The 15,636-nt window shown below is 61.7% G+C and carries 9 protein-coding genes; 7 read left to right on the forward strand and 2 right to left on the reverse strand.

Annotated elements, in window-relative coordinates:
* Positions 1–14: 14 nt before the first annotated feature.
* Positions 15–3,194, forward strand: a complete 3,180-nt coding sequence (locus BHC62_RS22835; protein WP_029290583.1) for an efflux RND transporter permease subunit — start codon at positions 15–17, stop codon at positions 3,192–3,194.
* Positions 3,191–4,606 carry an efflux transporter outer membrane subunit gene (locus BHC62_RS22840; protein WP_070996246.1) on the forward strand — a complete coding sequence of 472 codons (1,416 nt, stop codon included), beginning with the start codon at positions 3,191–3,193 and terminating at the stop codon, positions 4,604–4,606. Before BHC62_RS22835 ends, BHC62_RS22840 begins: the two co-directional genes overlap by 4 nt.
* A gap of 170 nt (positions 4,607–4,776) precedes the next feature.
* Here the strand turns inward: BHC62_RS22840 and BHC62_RS22845 are convergent, their stop codons facing one another.
* The gene (locus BHC62_RS22845; protein WP_070996247.1) at positions 4,777–5,793 is read right to left on the reverse strand and encodes an AraC family transcriptional regulator; all 1,017 of its coding nucleotides are present in this window, start codon (positions 5,791–5,793) and stop codon (positions 4,777–4,779) included.
* Between the two features lie 209 nt (positions 5,794–6,002).
* Here BHC62_RS22845 and efeU point away from each other — a divergent pair, with 209 nt between their 5' ends.
* The 5 genes from efeU (at position 6,003) to BHC62_RS22870 (ending at position 11,692) form a co-directional block, all read left to right on the forward strand.
* Entirely contained in the window at positions 6,003–6,836 is an 834-nt protein-coding gene (gene efeU, locus BHC62_RS22850; protein ID WP_070996248.1) for an iron uptake transporter permease EfeU, read from the forward strand.
* A 9-nt stretch (positions 6,837–6,845) separates the two neighbouring features.
* Complete coding sequence (gene efeO, locus BHC62_RS22855; protein ID WP_070996249.1) at positions 6,846–8,048, forward strand: iron uptake system protein EfeO; 1,203 nt, start codon at positions 6,846–6,848, stop codon at positions 8,046–8,048.
* Positions 8,049–8,062: 14 nt separating this feature from the next.
* Positions 8,063–9,352, forward strand: coding sequence for an iron uptake transporter deferrochelatase/peroxidase subunit (gene efeB, locus BHC62_RS22860; RefSeq protein ID WP_070996345.1), 1,290 nt, complete (start codon positions 8,063–8,065; stop codon positions 9,350–9,352).
* Between the two features lie 25 nt (positions 9,353–9,377).
* Positions 9,378–10,190 carry an iron uptake system protein EfeO gene (gene efeO / locus BHC62_RS22865; protein ID WP_029290570.1) on the forward strand — a complete coding sequence of 271 codons (813 nt, stop codon included), beginning with the start codon at positions 9,378–9,380 and terminating at the stop codon, positions 10,188–10,190.
* A 302-nt stretch (positions 10,191–10,492) separates the two neighbouring features.
* A complete protein-coding gene (locus tag BHC62_RS22870) occupies positions 10,493–11,692 on the forward strand; it encodes an MFS transporter (protein WP_029290568.1) in 1,200 nt (399 codons plus the stop codon).
* Positions 11,693–11,721: 29 nt separating this feature from the next.
* On the opposite strand, the gene BHC62_RS22875 is transcribed toward BHC62_RS22870, so the two are convergent.
* Entirely contained in the window at positions 11,722–15,561 is a 3,840-nt protein-coding gene (locus tag BHC62_RS22875; RefSeq protein ID WP_256324416.1) for a hypothetical protein, read from the reverse strand.
* Between the last annotated feature and the right edge of the window lie 75 nt (positions 15,562–15,636).

Consider the following 15,636-nt stretch of genomic DNA (forward strand, 5'->3'; position numbering starts at 1 on the left):
GGACTACACACAAGATGAATTTTTCCAAGTTCTTCATATCACGGCCGATCTTCGCAGCGGTGCTCTCACTGCTGATCCTGATCGCCGGCGCGATCTCGCTGTTCCAGTTGCCGATCAGCGAATACCCGGAAGTGGTACCGCCGACCGTGGTCGTGCGTGCCAACTTCCCGGGCGCCAACCCCAAAGTCATCGGTGAGACCGTGGCCTCACCGCTGGAGCAGGCGATCACCGGCGTCGAGAACATGCTCTACATGTCCTCGCAGTCGACCGCCGACGGCAAGTTGACCCTGACCATCACCTTCGCCCTGGGTACCGACCTGGATAACGCCCAGGTGCAGGTGCAAAACCGTGTGACGCGCACTCAGCCAAAACTGCCTGAAGAAGTGACGCGCATCGGTATCACCGTGGACAAGGCCTCCCCCGACCTGACCATGGTCGTGCACCTGACCTCCCCGGACCAGCGCTACGACATGCTCTACCTGTCCAACTACGCGATCCTCAATATCAAGGATGAGTTGGCACGCCTGGGTGGTGTGGGTGATGTGCAGCTGTTCGGCATGGGCGACTACTCCCTGCGGGTGTGGCTCGATCCGAACAAGACCGCCTCGCGCAACCTGACCGCCAGCGATGTCGTGACCGCGATTCGCGAGCAAAACCGCCAGGTGGCCGCCGGTGCCCTGGGCGCGCAGCCTGCGCCGAATGACACCAGCTTCCAGTTGTCGGTCAATACCCAGGGGCGCCTGGTCACCGAGGAAGAGTTCGAAAACATCGTGATTCGCGCCGGCGACAACGGCGAGATCACGCGCCTCAAGGACATTGCGCGCATCGAGCTGGGCTCCAGCCAATATGCCTTGCGCTCCCTGATCGACAACCAGCCGGCGGTGGCGATTCCAATTTTCCAGCGGCCGGGCTCCAACGCCATCGACATCTCCAACGATGTGCGCAGCAAAATGGCGGAGCTGAAAAAGAGCTTCCCTGAAGGCATGGATTACCGCATCGCCTACGACCCGACCGTGTTTGTGCGTGGCTCGATCGAGGCGGTGGTCCACACCTTGTTCGAGGCGTTGATCCTCGTGGTTCTGGTGGTGATCCTGTTCCTGCAGACCTGGCGTGCGTCGATCATTCCCCTGGTCGCGGTGCCGGTGTCATTGATCGGTACCTTTGCGGTGATGCACCTGTTCGGGTTCTCACTCAATGCGCTGTCGCTGTTCGGCCTGGTGCTGGCCATCGGGATCGTGGTGGACGACGCCATCGTGGTGGTGGAGAACGTCGAACGTAACATCGAGCTGGGCCTGGAGCCTTTCCCGGCCACGGAAAAAGCCATGAGCGAAGTGACCGGGCCGATCATTGCCACGGCGCTGGTGCTGTGTGCGGTGTTTATTCCGGCCGCCTTTATCAGCGGCTTGACCGGGCAGTTCTACAAACAGTTTGCGTTGACGATTGCCATCTCTACCGTGATCTCGGCATTCAACTCCCTGACTCTGTCGCCGGCCCTGGCGGCGGTGTTGCTGCGCAGCCATAACGCGCCAAAGGACCGGTTCTCCAGGTTCCTCGACAAGCTCTTCGGTGGCTGGCTGTTCCGTCCATTCAACCGCTTTTTTGAAAAAGCCAGCCATGGCTATGTGGGCACCGTGCGCCGAGTGATTCGCGGCACCGGTATCGCGCTGTTCGTGTATGGCGGCCTGATGGTGCTGACCTTCTTCGGGTTTGCCCATACGCCGACCGGTTTCGTACCGGCCCAGGACAAGCAGTACCTGGTGGCTTTCGCCCAGTTACCGGACGCCGCCAGCCTGGACCGCACCGAAAACGTGATCAAGCGCATGTCCGACATCGCCCTGAAACAGCCCGGCGTGGAAAGCGCCATCGCCTTCCCGGGCCTGTCGATCAACGGCTTCACCAACAGCCCGAACAGCGGCATCGTGTTCGTGACCTTGAAGCCCTTCGGCGAGCGCAAGGATCCGAGCATGTCCGCCGGGGCGATTGCCGGGGCACTGAACGGCAAGTATGCGGATATCCAGGAAGCCTACATGGCGATCTTCCCGCCGCCGCCAGTACAGGGCCTGGGCACCATTGGCGGGTTCCGCCTGCAAGTCGAAGACCGCGGCAACCTTGGCTACGAAGAACTGTACAAAGAAGTGCAGAACGTCATCGCCAAGAGCCACAACGTGCCTGAACTGTTTGGCCTGTTCACCAGCTACACGGTCAACGTGCCCCAGGTCGATGCGGCTATCGACCGTGAAAAGGCCAAGACCCACGGCGTGGCGATCAGCGACATCTTCGACACCCTGCAGATCTACCTGGGCTCGTTGTATGCCAACGACTTCAACCGCTTCGGCCGTACCTATCAAGTCAACGTGCAGGCTGAGCAGCAGTTCCGCCTCGACGAAGACCAGATCGGCCAGCTGAAAGTGCGCAACAACAAGGGCGAAATGATCCCGCTGGCGACCTTTATCAAGGTCAGCGACACCTCGGGGCCGGACCGCGTGATGCACTACAACGGCTTTATCACCGCCGAAATCAACGGCAACGCGGCCCCTGGCTACAGCTCGGGCCAGGCTGAGGCGGCGATTGAGAAACTGCTCAAGGAAGAACTGCCCAACGGCATGACCTACGAGTGGACGGACCTGACCTATCAGCAAATCCTCTCGGGCAATACCGCGCTGTTCGTGTTCCCGCTCTGCGTACTGCTGGCGTTCCTGGTACTGGCCGCCCAATACGAAAGCTGGAGCCTGCCACTGGCGGTAATCCTGATCGTACCGATGACGCTGTTGTCGGCCATTACCGGGGTGATTCTGTCCGGTGGCGACAACAACATCTTTACCCAGATCGGCTTGATCGTACTGGTGGGCCTGGCCTGTAAGAACGCGATTCTGATCGTAGAATTCGCCAAGGACAAACAGGAAGAAGGCCTCGACCCGCTGGCTGCGGTGCTGGAAGCCTGCCGCCTGCGTCTGCGGCCGATCCTGATGACCTCGTTCGCCTTCATCATGGGCGTGGTGCCCTTGGTGTTCTCCAGCGGCGCGGGTGCCGAGATGCGGCACGCCATGGGTGTGGCGGTGTTCTCCGGGATGATCGGCGTGACCTTCTTCGGCCTGTTGCTGACGCCGGTGTTCTACGTGTTGATCCGCCGTTATGTGGAGCGCAGCGATGCACGCAAAGCGGCCAAGGCCTTGAAGCTGGAGACACAGCAATGAGTGTGAAAGTGTTCTTGCCGAGCCTGTTGGTATTGGCGCTCGCCGCCTGTGCCGTGGGCCCGGACTATAAAACCCAGCAGTTGGAGGCGGCCAATATCACGGCCGCCGCCGATGCCAAGCAGTACGACCACGCCAAGTTCGAAGGCATCTGGTGGCAGCAGTTCGAGGACCCGATCCTCAACCAGCTGGTGACGCAATCGTTGAGCGGCAACCGCGACCTGCGCGTAGCGTTTGCCCGCCTGCGGGCCGCCCGGGCGATTCGGGATGACGCCAGCAATGACGCGATGCCCACCATCACCAGCCGCGCCAGCAGCGACTTGGCCAAAGGGCAGATCCCGGGCCAGACCACCCGCCGGGTCAACAGCGAGCGCTATGACCTGGGCCTGGACATGGCCTGGGAGCTGGACCTGTTTGGCCGCATCCAGCGTAACCTGGAGGCCAGCGACGCCGACCAGCAAGCTGCCGAAGCCGACCTCTATCAACTGCAAGTCAGCATGATTGCCGAACTGGTGGACGCCTACGGCCAATTGCGCGGTGCGCAACTGCGAGAAAAAATCGCCCTGGCCAACCTGAAGAACCAGCAGGATTCGCGCACCATCACCGAAAGCCTGCGCGATGCCGGCGTCGGCGACCAACTGGACGTGGTACGGGCCGACGCACGCCTGGCGGCGGTTGAAGCCAGCGTGCCGCAATTGCAGGCCGAACAAGTGCGCGAACGCAACCGCATCGCCACCCTGCTCGGCCAGCGCCCGGACAAACTCACTGTGGACCTGAGCCCGGCCGACCTGCCGGCGATTGCCAAGGCTTTGCCGATTGGCGACCCGGGGCAACTGCTGCAACGGCGCCCGGACATTCTCAGCGCTGAACGCAAACTGGCAGCGGCCACCGCGCGTATCGGCGTGGCCAAGGCCGACCTGTTTCCTCGGGTCAGCCTCAGTGGCTTCCTTGGCTTTACCGCCGGCCGGGGCTCGCAGATCGGCTCGTCTGCCGCCAATGCCTGGGCCCTGGGCCCGAGCATCACCTGGGCCGCCTTTGACCTGGGCAGCGTGCGCGCCCGATTGCGCGGCGCCGATGCCGAGGCCGACGGCGCCCTGGCGACGTACGAGCAGCAAGTGTTGCTAGCGCTGGAAGAATCCGAGAACGCGTTCAGCGACTACGGCAAACGCCAACAGCGCCTGATCTCGCTGATCCGCCAAAGCGAATCCAGCCGTGCTGCGGCCGACCTGGCCGAGATCCGCTACCGCGAAGGCACCGCCGACTTCCTCGTGCTGCTCGACGCCCAGCGTGAACGCCTGGCGGCCGAAGACGCCCAGGCCCTGGCCGAAGTAGACCTGTATCGCGGCATCGTGGCGATCTACAAGGCATTGGGTGGTGGCTGGCAGCCAGACACGGTGGTCGCCACCCTCAAGTGATGTAAAGAGCTCCTTTGGTTGGTCGCATCCAGCCAATTTTTAGCCCCGTGGTCCATTCGGTCACGGGGCTTTTTTTTGCTCTGGTGTTTGCGGCGGCTTTTGTGGAGAGGGGGCTTGTCCCCCTTGTCACAGAAGCTCTGTTGCCATGCAGACTGCGCAGTGCCGACGGCTTAGTTGGCGTCGGTAAGAATCAAGCTACGGTAATGCCCAGGATTGGACCCCGACCACTTGCGAAACGCCTTATAGAACGAACTCACATCGGCAAAACCCAGGCGGCTGGCGATCTCGGCGAAGCTGATATCGGCCTCGGCCAGCCAGACAACCGCCAGTTCCTTGCGCACGCTGTCCTTGAGGCCCTGGTAGGTCTGCCCTTCTTCGGCCAGGCGCCGGCGCAGGGTCGAGGCGGACATGCATAATTCTTGGGCCAGGCTTTCGGTTTCCGGCCAGTGTTGGGCCGGGCGCTGGCGCAGGTCGTGCTTGATGCGCATCGCCAGGCTGTCGGGGTCGCGGTATTTGACCAGGATATTGGCCGGTGCATGGGCCAGGAAACGCTTGAGTTCTTCGGGGCTGCGCTTGACCGGCAGGTCGAGGCAGTCTGCCGAAAAGATCATCCGCGTACGGGTGCGATCAAAGCGCAGGTTGTCGGAAAACATCACCTGGTAATCATCACAAAAGGCCGGCTGCGCACTGCGCAATTCGATGGCCAGGATCGGAATGCGCCGCCCGGCCAGCCAGCAGGCGACGCCGTGGACGATCATCCAGTAGCAAAAATAGGTGAACGCCCGGCGCGGTTCGGGCTCGTGTTCCAGCAAGACGATTTCCGCCAGGCTTTGCTGGCGCACCAATTGCGCCGGCAGGTGTTCGAGCATCAGCGACAGGAAGCTCAGGCCGGTTTCCAGGGCTTCACCCAGGGTGGGCTGGGCCATAGCGGCGCCACACAGGAACTCCAGGCTGCCAGACTTCAACTTGCGCGGGTCCATGCCAAAGAACTCATCATCCCGGCGGCGCGCCAGCAAGCGCCAGAGCCGCGCGTACGCCAGGGCCGGAACCCGGGCGGCGGGCTGCTCCAGCAACGCTGGGTCGATCCCTACCTTGTTCAGGGCCTCTCGCGTCGCCGCACCGGGGGCGCAACTTTGCAACAAGGCTTCGCGAACCAGGTGGATGGAGATTGTGTCTTTTTCCGACATGGGCAAGGGCTCAATCTTGTAGGTCGGCCATTGTAGGAGTGTGCTGGCCTGGAAGGAACAGAGAGGCCTGGCATTTCATCAATCCTTGCAGAAGCCAGGAGATAGAGGGCTGTTCAGCGGCTGTTCAGGAAACGTCAAGATCCTCTGTTTAGCAATGAGTATCATTATGTTACAACTTAGCACCCTAACTAATTACGTTGCGGTGCCCGATGCTCGTTCCCTTTCTCATCATGCTGCGCGAAGGCATTGAAGCCGCATTGATCGTTGGCATCATCGCCAGCTACCTGCAACAGACCGGCCGTGGCCAATGGATGCCGGCAGTATGGATTGGCGTGTTTCTGGCCGCCGCCCTGGCGCTGTTGGTCGGCGGTGGCCTGGAGTTGGTCAGCGCCGAGTTCCCGCAAAAGCAGCAGGAACTGTTCGAAGGCATTGTCGGCCTGGTGGCCGTGGGCATTCTCAGTTCCATGGTGTTCTGGATGCGTAAAGTCGCGCGCTCGATAAAGCACTCCCTGCATCAATCCCTGGATCACGCGCTGGCCGGCTCGCGCAACCAAGTGATTGCGCTGATCGCCATGGTGTTTTTTGCCGTGGCCCGCGAAGGCCTGGAAACCGTGTTCTTCCTGCTCGCGGTGTTCCAGCAAAGCGAAGGTCCGGCAGCGCCCATCGGCGCCCTGCTCGGCCTGGTGCTGGCGATTGTCGTCGGGTTCCTGATCTACAGCGGCAGCATGCGCCTGAACCTCGCCGCGTTCTTTCGCTGGACCGGGCTGTTCATCCTGGTAGTAGCCGCCGGCATCCTCGCCAACTCGGTGCAGGCCCTGCATGAAGCCGGGGTGTGGAACCACTGGCAGAGCGTGCTGTTCGATTTCAGCGCCACCCTGCCGATGGATGGCCCGCTGGGTTCGGTACTGGCCGGCATGTTTGGCTATCAGGACGCACCGACCGTCAGCACCCTGGGTGCCTACCTGACTTATCTGGTGCTGGCGTTGGTGATGTTCTTTATGCCCGCCGCGCCAGCCACCTCCTCTTCCGTCTCCAGCCAGTAAGGTCGTCCCTTGCCAAACCAAGCCCCTGCCCCCGCCTCGCCACCTCGCGCCTTGCGTTGGGCGCTAGCCGGTTCGGTGATCGTGATGATCGCCGCCGGTGGCCTGTTCTACTACGCCTCGCAGTTGGCCGCTGCCAAGCGCCAGGTCAATCACAACGAAATCGCCGTGATCATCCACGCCCACGCCTGCGAGCCCAACGCCCTGACGGTGCCGGCCGGTCGTGCGAGTTTTCGCATCATCAATCGCTCGGATCGCGCAGTGGAGTGGGAAATCCTCGACGGCGTACTGGTGGTCGAAGAACGTGAAAACATCGCCCCCGGCCTGAGCCAGGTGATCAACGCCAACCTGCTGCCGGGCGACTACGCCATCACCTGCGGCCTGTTGAGCAACCCACGCGGCACCCTGCAGGTAACCCCCACCGCCGAGTCCGACGCCCAGGCCAAAGCCAAGCCGTCGATGGTGGCCTTTATCGGCCCGCTGTCGGAGTTTCGCGTGTACCTCAATAGCCAGGGCAGCGCCTTGATCAAGGCCGTCAGCGCCCTCGAACAAGCGATTGCTGCGGGCGACCTGAGCCAAGCCCAGGCCCTGTACCTGCCAGCACGCGAGGCTTACCAGCGCCTGGCCCCGGCAGCCCAGCGCCTGGCCGAGCTGGACAACGCGATCAATGCCCGCGCCGATTACTTCGAAAAACGCGAACAGGACCCGGCCTTCAGCGGCTTTCATCGCCTGGAATACGGCCTCTTCGCGCAGCACAGCCTCGACAGCCTGGCACCGATTGCCCAGCGCTTGCTAAGTGATGTCACCGCCCTCAAGCAGCAGTTGCTCGCGCAGTCACTGCCGCCCGAGCAACTGGTCAGCATCCTGGTGCGCAACCTCAATAGCCTGGCCGACGTGCGCGCCGCGAGTGGCGAAGAGGAACGCTACAGCCACCTCGACCTCAATGGCTTTGCCGCAAACCTGGCGGCGACGCGCAAGGTGGTTGAGCTGATGCGTCCGCTTTTGACCAAGTCCGCTGCCGACCTGTTGCCAGGTATCGATAGCGCGATCAGCGCCTTCGCCGGGCAACTCGACGGCCTGCAGGTCGATGGCAACTACCGCACCTATGACAGCGTTACCGCCGATCAGCGCCAACAGATCGCCGACAAGGCCAAGGCTCTGGCCGCCGCACTCGATGGAATCGACCCAGCCCTTGGCCTCACAGGCCTTAAGTGAAGACGACCGAACAAATGAGTGATTCAGAACAGTTCAACGCCCAGCGCCGCCGCGTATTGCTGGGCATGGCCGCCACCGGTGCGGCGATTGCCGGCAGTAGCCTCAGTTGCCCGGCCATGGCGGCCGGCGCGGCCCAGGTCACCGCCGCCCCCAGCAGCGAAAAAACCCAGGACCACCACGCCTTCCACGGCAAGCACCAGAGCGGCATTGTCACCCCGCGCCCGGCCTGCGGCATGCTGGTGGCGTTCGATGTGTTGGCCAGCGACCGCGAAGACCTGGAGCGGCTGTTTCGCACCCTCAACGAGCGTATCGGTTTCCTGATGACCGGCGGTACGGTGCCACAAGTCGATCCGAAACTACCGCCCACTGACTCCGGGATCCTTGGCCCGGTGGTCACCCCGGATAACCTGACGATTACCGTGTCGGTGGGTGAGTCGCTGTTCGACGAACGTTTCGGCCTGGCCGGCGCCAAGCCCAAGCGCCTGAGCCGCATGGTCGGCTTCCCCAATGACGCCCTGGAACCTGCGCAGTGCCATGGCGACTTGAGCCTGCAGTTCAGCTCCAACACCCCTGACACCAACATCCACGCCCTGCGCGATATCGTGAAAAATCTTCCGGACCTGCTGCTGGTGCGCTGGAAACAGGAAGGCAGCGTGCCGCCCCAGGCGCCTGCCCGGGCGGGGCAACCGGCACAGAGTGCGCGTAATTTCCTGGGCTTTCGCGATGGTTCCGCCAACCCAGACTCCAACGATGCCAAGGCCATGGATCAACTGGTGTGGGTCCAGCCCGGCAGTGACGAACCCGCCTGGGCCGCCAATGGCAGCTACCAGGCGGTGCGGATCATCCGCAACTTCGTCGAGCGCTGGGACCGCACGCCCTTGCAGGAACAGGAAAGCATCATTGGCCGGATCAAGACCAGCGGCGCGCCCATGGGCGGTCACAACGAAGCCCAGGTGCCCGACTACAGCACAGACCCAGAAGGCAAGCTGACCAAGCTCGACGCCCATATCCGCCTGGCCAACCCGCGCACCGCTGCAACCCAGGCCAACCTGATCCTGCGCCGGCCGTTCAACTACTCCAACGGCGTCAACAAGAACGGCCAGTTGGACATGGGCCTGCTGTTTATCTGCTACCAGGCCGACCTGGAAAAAGGCTTCATTACCGTGCAAACCCGGCTCAATGGCGAGCCGCTGGAGGAGTACCTCAAGCCGGTGGGCGGTGGGTACTTCTTCACGCTGCCAGGCGTCACCGGGCCGCAGGATTTCATCGGCCGCACCTTGCTGCTCAGCACTGCCAACACCTAAACCCCATCCCAGCGGAAACCGTCCCATGAAGAAGTCGTCTCTTGCATTGTTGTTGACCCTTTCTCCGCTCGCAGCCTTTGCCGCGACGGCGCCCCTGGACCTGGTGGGGCCGGTGTCGGACTACAAGATCTATGTCACCGACAAGATCGATGAACTGGTCACCCAGACCCAGGCCTTTACCGACGCGGTGAAAAAAGGCGACCTGGCCACCGCAAAAAAACTCTATGCCCCTACCCGCGTGCACTATGAGTCCATCGAGCCCATCGCCGAGTTGTTCAGCGACCTGGACGCCTCGATCGACTCACGGGTCGACGATCACGAAAAAGGCGTGAAGGCCGAGGACTTCACCGGTTTCCACCGCCTCGAATACAGCCTGTTTGCCGAGAACAGCACCCAGGGCCTGGACGCCTTGGCCGATGGTTTGAACAAGGACGTCAAGGACCTGCAAACCCGCGTCGCCGGCCTGACCTTCCCGCCAGAAAAAGTCGTCGGCGGCGCGGCCGCATTGCTCGAAGAAGTAGCCGCCACCAAGATCTCCGGCGAAGAAGACCGCTACAGCCACACCGACCTGTATGACTTCCAGGGCAATATCGACGGGGCGAAGAAAATCGTCGACCTGTTCCGTGGGCAGATCGAGCAACAGGACAAGGCGTTTTTGGCCAAGGTCGACAAGAACTTCGCCACGGTGGACAGCATCCTGGCCAAATACAAAACGGCTGATGGTGGCTTTGAGACCTATGACAAGGTCAAGGAAAACGACCGCAAGGCCTTGGTCGGCCCGGTCAACACCTTGGCCGAAGACCTGTCGACCCTGCGTGGCAAACTGGGCCTGAACTGACAGCACTGGCTAAAATGCGATGACGGCGTGCCTGTGGCGGCTCTGTGCCTGACACACCGCTATCGCGGGCAAGCCCGCTCCCACAGGGGATCTCAGCGAAGCAGAAAATTGTGGCCACACCGCAAATCAAAGGTGGGAGCTGGCTTGCCTGCGATAGCGGTACACCTGCCACCACAGCTTTCGCGGGTGAGCCCGTGCTCACACAGCACAGCTGTAGATCTTCATCATTGGGGCTAATCGCGCTATGCGTTTAACCGTCTTACCTATAACGTTCAATCGATCCCACTCACGGAAGATTTCCCATGCCCGATTCGGCCGCCAGCGTTGATGCTGCCTTGCCCACCTCAGTGTCATTCAACCTGCGCCCCCTGCTGATCGCCAATATGGCCTGCACCATGGCGATGATGGCGTTTGTCTCGCTGATCGGCCCCATCGCCCGGGTGCTGGGGCTGGCGACCTGGCAAGCGGGTGCGGCCGTTACCGTGTCCGGGGTGATCTGGATGCTGTTGGCGCGGCCCTGGGGCCAGGCCAGTGACCGGCTGGGGCGGCGCCGGGTGCTGCTGTTGGGCACCGGTGGTTTCACTCTGGCGTACTGGGCGTTGTGCGTGTTTATCGACGCCTCCCTGCAACTGCTGCCCTCGGCCATGCTGGCCTTTATCGGGTTGGTGCTAGGGCGCGGGTTGATCGGGGTGTTCTACGCGGCGATCCCGGTGGGCGGTTATGCGCTGATCGCCGACAATATCGAGCCGGCCCACCGCGCCAAGGCCATGGCCTCGCTGGGCGCGGCCAACGCCTGCGGCCTGGTGCTGGGGCCGGCAATTGCCGCGCTGCTGGCCCGCTACAGCCTGAGCCTGCCGTTTTATGCGATGGCGTTGTTGCCGATGCTGGGCTTTGTGGTGTTGCTGCTGAAACTGCCGCGCCAGGAGCTGCACCTCAAGCAACCGCCCAAGGCCGTCAACCTCTCGGACCCACGCTTGCGGCGCCCACTGGTGGTGGCGTTTGCCGCCATGCTGTGTGTGTCCATCGCCCAGATCACCGTGGGCTTTTTCGCCCTGGACCGCCTGCAGATGAACCCCGCCGACGCCGCGCAAACCGCCGGGATTGCCCTGACGATGGTGGGCCTGGCGTTGATCTGCTCGCAGTTACTGGTGCGCAAACTGGAATGGCCGCCCCTGCGGATGATCCGCGTCGGCGCTATCGTCTCTGCCCTGGGGTTTGCCGGCAGCATGTTCGCGGATACGGCGTGGATCCTCTGGCTGTGTTTCTTCGTCTCGGCGGCCGGCATGGGCTGGATCTTCCCGTCGTTCGCCGCACTCGCGGCCAACGCGGTGGAGGCCTCGGAACAAGGCGCCACCGCAGGCTCGGTCGGTGCAGCACAAGGCTTGGGGGTGGTAGTCGGGCCTCTGGCCGGGACGCTGATCTATGCCGTTGAACCGCGACTACCCTACCTGGTAGCCGCCGCCCTGCTGCTGCTCATTGCGCTCTGGCCGGCACCGCGTTGAACGACTGGCAGCCCTCCCCTGAGCGGTTATCACGTCTGACTCTCTGGCGTGAAGTCCTCAAGGGGAGCGCCAGTAGGTTTAAGGGTCGCCGGGTTGATCGCATACCACTTGCTGTTCATGTTCACGGCGTAGACCGCGCACTGTTGACTCACGCCCAACTGACCTACCCGTTGTGGGTCAGCAGGCGGCTTGCCACGCAGCGTCTCATAGGCACCCAGCCCCCAGCGGCACTTTTCAAAGGCGGTGGTAGGCAGATAAATGCCTGAGCCGACCCCCATCAACTCCCCTGACAACACCCTTTTGCTGCGTTCTGTGATTTTAAGCGCGGACTTGAGTACATCGACGCTGCCGTCCAGAGGGTTGAATATGCTGCGCACCAGCAGTCCGCTCTCCTTCAGGCCCTGACCAAATGCGCGACCGCTATAGGGCACAACCGCCTTGATCCCCTTGAAGAATGACCTGGCTGCAGCCAAGCCGCCTGTCGCTGCAAATGACGCAAAGTCGATCAACAGCCCTTTGAGACCGTCCTTGATATTGCCATCGGCAATGTCCGCAACCGCACCTACAAATGGGATAAGACTGAGGACCGCTCTAAGGTTCTCCTGGGTCAGGATCTTGCCGGAATCGAAAGGGTAGCTGCGGCGCTTCTGCAGCCGTGTGGGTTGATTGGCGTACTCCAGCAGCAACTCGCGCTTGTCCTCGAACGTGTTGTCGAGCACGGTCCTGGTGATATCGCGTGTTCTTGTCGAAGCCCAACTGTTGGGGACATAGACCGGCGCGGGGCCGGGCCACTGCGACAAGACCTGACCGGGCAACGGCTCGCGAGCCTTCTCGATAATGACCCTGGAATCTACTCCCGGACGCGGCTCGGTGCCCTGGGAATAGGCCTGGAAGTCGAACTTCTCCAGCTTTGCATGACGAAAATCCCGTTGGACAAAGGCAAAAGGCCCGTAGGGCACACTGCCTTTTTGGGTCACGCCATTTAGCCCAAGGCTGTAGCTCAGATCGTCACGCCGGATCATTTTCATTGAGCCTGGAAACACTTCGTAGTAGCCGAATCTCGGGGTCGTCGCCCCGGTTTCGTAACGCATCAACAGGCCATGCCTGCCCTTTTTCTCCTGCACCTTGGAGTGCTCGCCCTGATCGTCCTCCACGGGTTGCCCGGTCTCCTCGCGCAAGGTAAAGAACTCCAGCTTGCCGACCTCAAACGCCCGGCGTACCTCCAGCGGCGCATTGGCGATCATCAGGCGGATCACCGTGGCCTGGGCGCTACGGGTATCGGCAATGTATTGGTCCACGGCCGGTGCGACCAACGGGGTGATTGGCGGCAGTTTTTTGATTCTTTCGTTAAAGGTTTCCTGGGAAATTTTAGGGTGAATAAATTTGTACTTTTTTTCGTCACCAAAAAGACGGCTCACCCAATCGCCAAAGGCAACCAGCGGATCCTTTTCAGCTTGTTGAGTCAGGATCACTTCGGTCAAGTAGGGCTGACGGGTCTGAAGATGCCCGTGTTGCCTTGGGTCAAAAGGCACGTCGGTATCCAGCTCAAGCTTGAAATTGCGGATCTCGTCCTCGGTCAACTCAGGAAACAGCTTCGCCAACTGTTGCACTAAAAGACTTGTTTGAGTGGGTGGCTCGCTCGTCAGGGTATTGAATGCCTCGCGAGTGCGGTTTTCCCGGTCGGTGAATGCCTGTGTGGCAGCCAGATAATCCCCTGGCGAGTAGCGCCCATCGGATGACTTGGGAAAAATTCCGGCCATCACCGCCCAGTCCAGCAAGGGCTGGGCGCCAAGGCTTTTGATTAACTCTGCCTGTGCAGGCCCTGTCGCATCGAGTCGGCTCAGGTCCAGGGCTTGGGTGATAGTCAGCGCCCGCGAACTGCCCGCCCCACCGAGTTTTTCAGCCATGGCAGTGCCCAGGCGCAGGTTCAGCCAGGCGGTCGAGCCGATGGTCACCTGCCCAGGCTGCAACATCAGTGCTTGAGGTGCGAGTGTCGACACACTGGGCGTCGGCTTGATCAGAAACTCAGGGGCAGCCTGTGCCAGCAACAGGTGGGCAACCAACGGCGCAGCGCTGGCGCTGACCGCCTTGTGGTCAATCAAATGCGTTTCTATCTCCTCGCGCACCTGATTTATCGTGCGCCCCAGGTTGCTGGGATGATAGATCTCGTAGCCGGCAACTACGCCGGGCGCGCCGGGCACATCGACGGCCACACTGGCCTTGATCGCGGCAGCCAGCAGTTGGTGGCGAGAAGCCCTGGACAGGGGCGCGCCACCGGCGACCTCCGCCATATTCAGCACGCCCGCCAATTGCTGCGCCTTGGCAATGGCCTGGGGCGAGTCGAAGAACGTCCGAAGCCGCAAATCCGGGTCGGCGGGCAGGTCCGCCCCGTCCGCAAAATCGCGCAACAGTTCAGTGACCGAACCCGGCCCGGCGGCTTGGGTTCTGAGCACCGTCAGGTCGTTGGGTGACAACGCCCCTGGTCCCCAGCTATAGGGCGTTAGACTCGCGTAGTCCGCCGCCAGCGGCGCCGCAGGCAATTGATTGTTCAGCCAGCCAAGCGCGACGCGTGCTTGCGCGACGGAGCCAGGAGACCCCAACCCGCAATACTCCAGGACCTGGCGCAGGTCATATTGGGGGATGGAATACAGGGCGTCGCCGGTTTCCTTGCTCATGCCCACCAACTGGTTGAAGTTGGCATTCAGTTCGAGAATGCGCGCCTTTTCTTCTGCACTGCCTGCAACCAGGGTCTTGCTGATCTCGTCATCGAGAAAGGCTTGCAGATTAGTCCAATGATTGGCGCGGTCGCGTAGTTCCAACTGCCCGTCGCGAATGCGGTAAACGTGATCGCCCTGGCCAAAACCGATTTTATCGACGAACGTTCTGAAGGCCGGGGATGCCAGGAACTGAGCAAAACTCGCCCGTGGCTGATGGCTTTTCTGTGCCAGGCTCGACTGGGGGTCGATATCCACAGCCTGCGCAGTCAGGTCAAGATCGGCGCCCTCAGCCTTTGCATCGACCAGCGCCTGCAGCTGGGGAGCCAGGCGCGTACGAACATCCTGGTCGCGGCTCTGCTGCACGAGTTGGTCGAACTGCTCACGCCAATCGGTGCGCTTTTGCTCGGAAATCCCGGGCCAGCCGTCCTCTGTAAGCTGCCTGCCAAGCTGCGCGGCACCGCCGCTTTCGTTAGGTGTCTTGACGCCGTAAAAATCGAGAATGACGTCAACGTGATTAAAGTCGCCCGTTTTCGGGTCTGGTAGCAGAATCCCCAGATCGCTGGGAGACAGGTAGCGCACAGCCGCCCTGACCTTGCCACTCACTTCCCACCAACCAGACCCATCGCTGGTGGTAAATCGCTGCTTGGTCTCGACCCCATCGCGAATCACTATGCCCTCTACGCCGTCGCGGTCGATGCGCACGGTCGACCATTTGAAGCCTTTGCTCGCAAGCCAGTCCTGCACCGCCGGCTCGTTCACCGCGTCGCGATAAAGGTCCACGTAAGGTTTGATCGAAGCATTGTCGGGGATGGGTTTGCGTTTCAGCTTGCCGGTGGTCACCCAATGAGTGAGGGTGTCCTGCAGCTTTTCATCGCCTTTCGCCGCATCGACGGACGATGGAAAAGCAGGCAATGGCGTCGCGTCGCGTTTTTTGCGCTGCGCCGCCAACTCGATCCTTGCTTGCGTCAGCCTGCCAGGCATCGAGGGGTTGTGTGGGGTTTGCTCGGATGCTGGCCAGTCCTGGCCTTCGGGCGCAGACGGCGCTTCGGACGACGGCATCGAGGCTGTCGGCTCAGGCTGTCGATAGCCCTGCCCTGCACCTGTCACAACGTTAAACGGCGTGCCTGCACTCTTTACACTGTGTGTCGACATTTCCAGTTCTCTTCACCTAATGGAGGGCGAGAGTTCTTTTCCGTAAGAACTGTCAATGCAACGCTACAAGACCCA

The organism is Pseudomonas sp. 06C 126, from assembly GCF_001855215.1.
In the GTDB taxonomy this organism is placed as follows: Bacteria; Pseudomonadota; Gammaproteobacteria; order Pseudomonadales; family Pseudomonadaceae; genus Aquipseudomonas; species Aquipseudomonas proteolytica.

Bases quoted from the DNA above. Each gene is read 5' to 3' on its own strand.
- BHC62_RS22875 (WP_256324416.1), bottom strand. From the start codon at position 15,561: ATGTCGACACACAGTGTAAAGAGTGCAGGCACGCCGTTTAACGTTGTG.
- efeB (WP_070996345.1), top strand. From the start codon at position 8,063: ATGAGTGATTCAGAACAGTTCAACGCCCAGCGCCGCCGCGTATTGCTG.
- BHC62_RS22835 (WP_029290583.1), top strand. From the start codon at position 15: ATGAATTTTTCCAAGTTCTTCATATCACGGCCGATCTTCGCAGCGGTG.
- efeU (WP_070996248.1), top strand. From the start codon at position 6,003: ATGCTCGTTCCCTTTCTCATCATGCTGCGCGAAGGCATTGAAGCCGCA.
- efeO (WP_029290570.1), top strand. From the start codon at position 9,378: ATGAAGAAGTCGTCTCTTGCATTGTTGTTGACCCTTTCTCCGCTCGCA.
- BHC62_RS22870 (WP_029290568.1), top strand. From the start codon at position 10,493: ATGCCCGATTCGGCCGCCAGCGTTGATGCTGCCTTGCCCACCTCAGTG.
- BHC62_RS22840 (WP_070996246.1), top strand. From the start codon at position 3,191: ATGAGTGTGAAAGTGTTCTTGCCGAGCCTGTTGGTATTGGCGCTCGCC.
- BHC62_RS22845 (WP_070996247.1), bottom strand. From the start codon at position 5,793: ATGTCGGAAAAAGACACAATCTCCATCCACCTGGTTCGCGAAGCCTTG.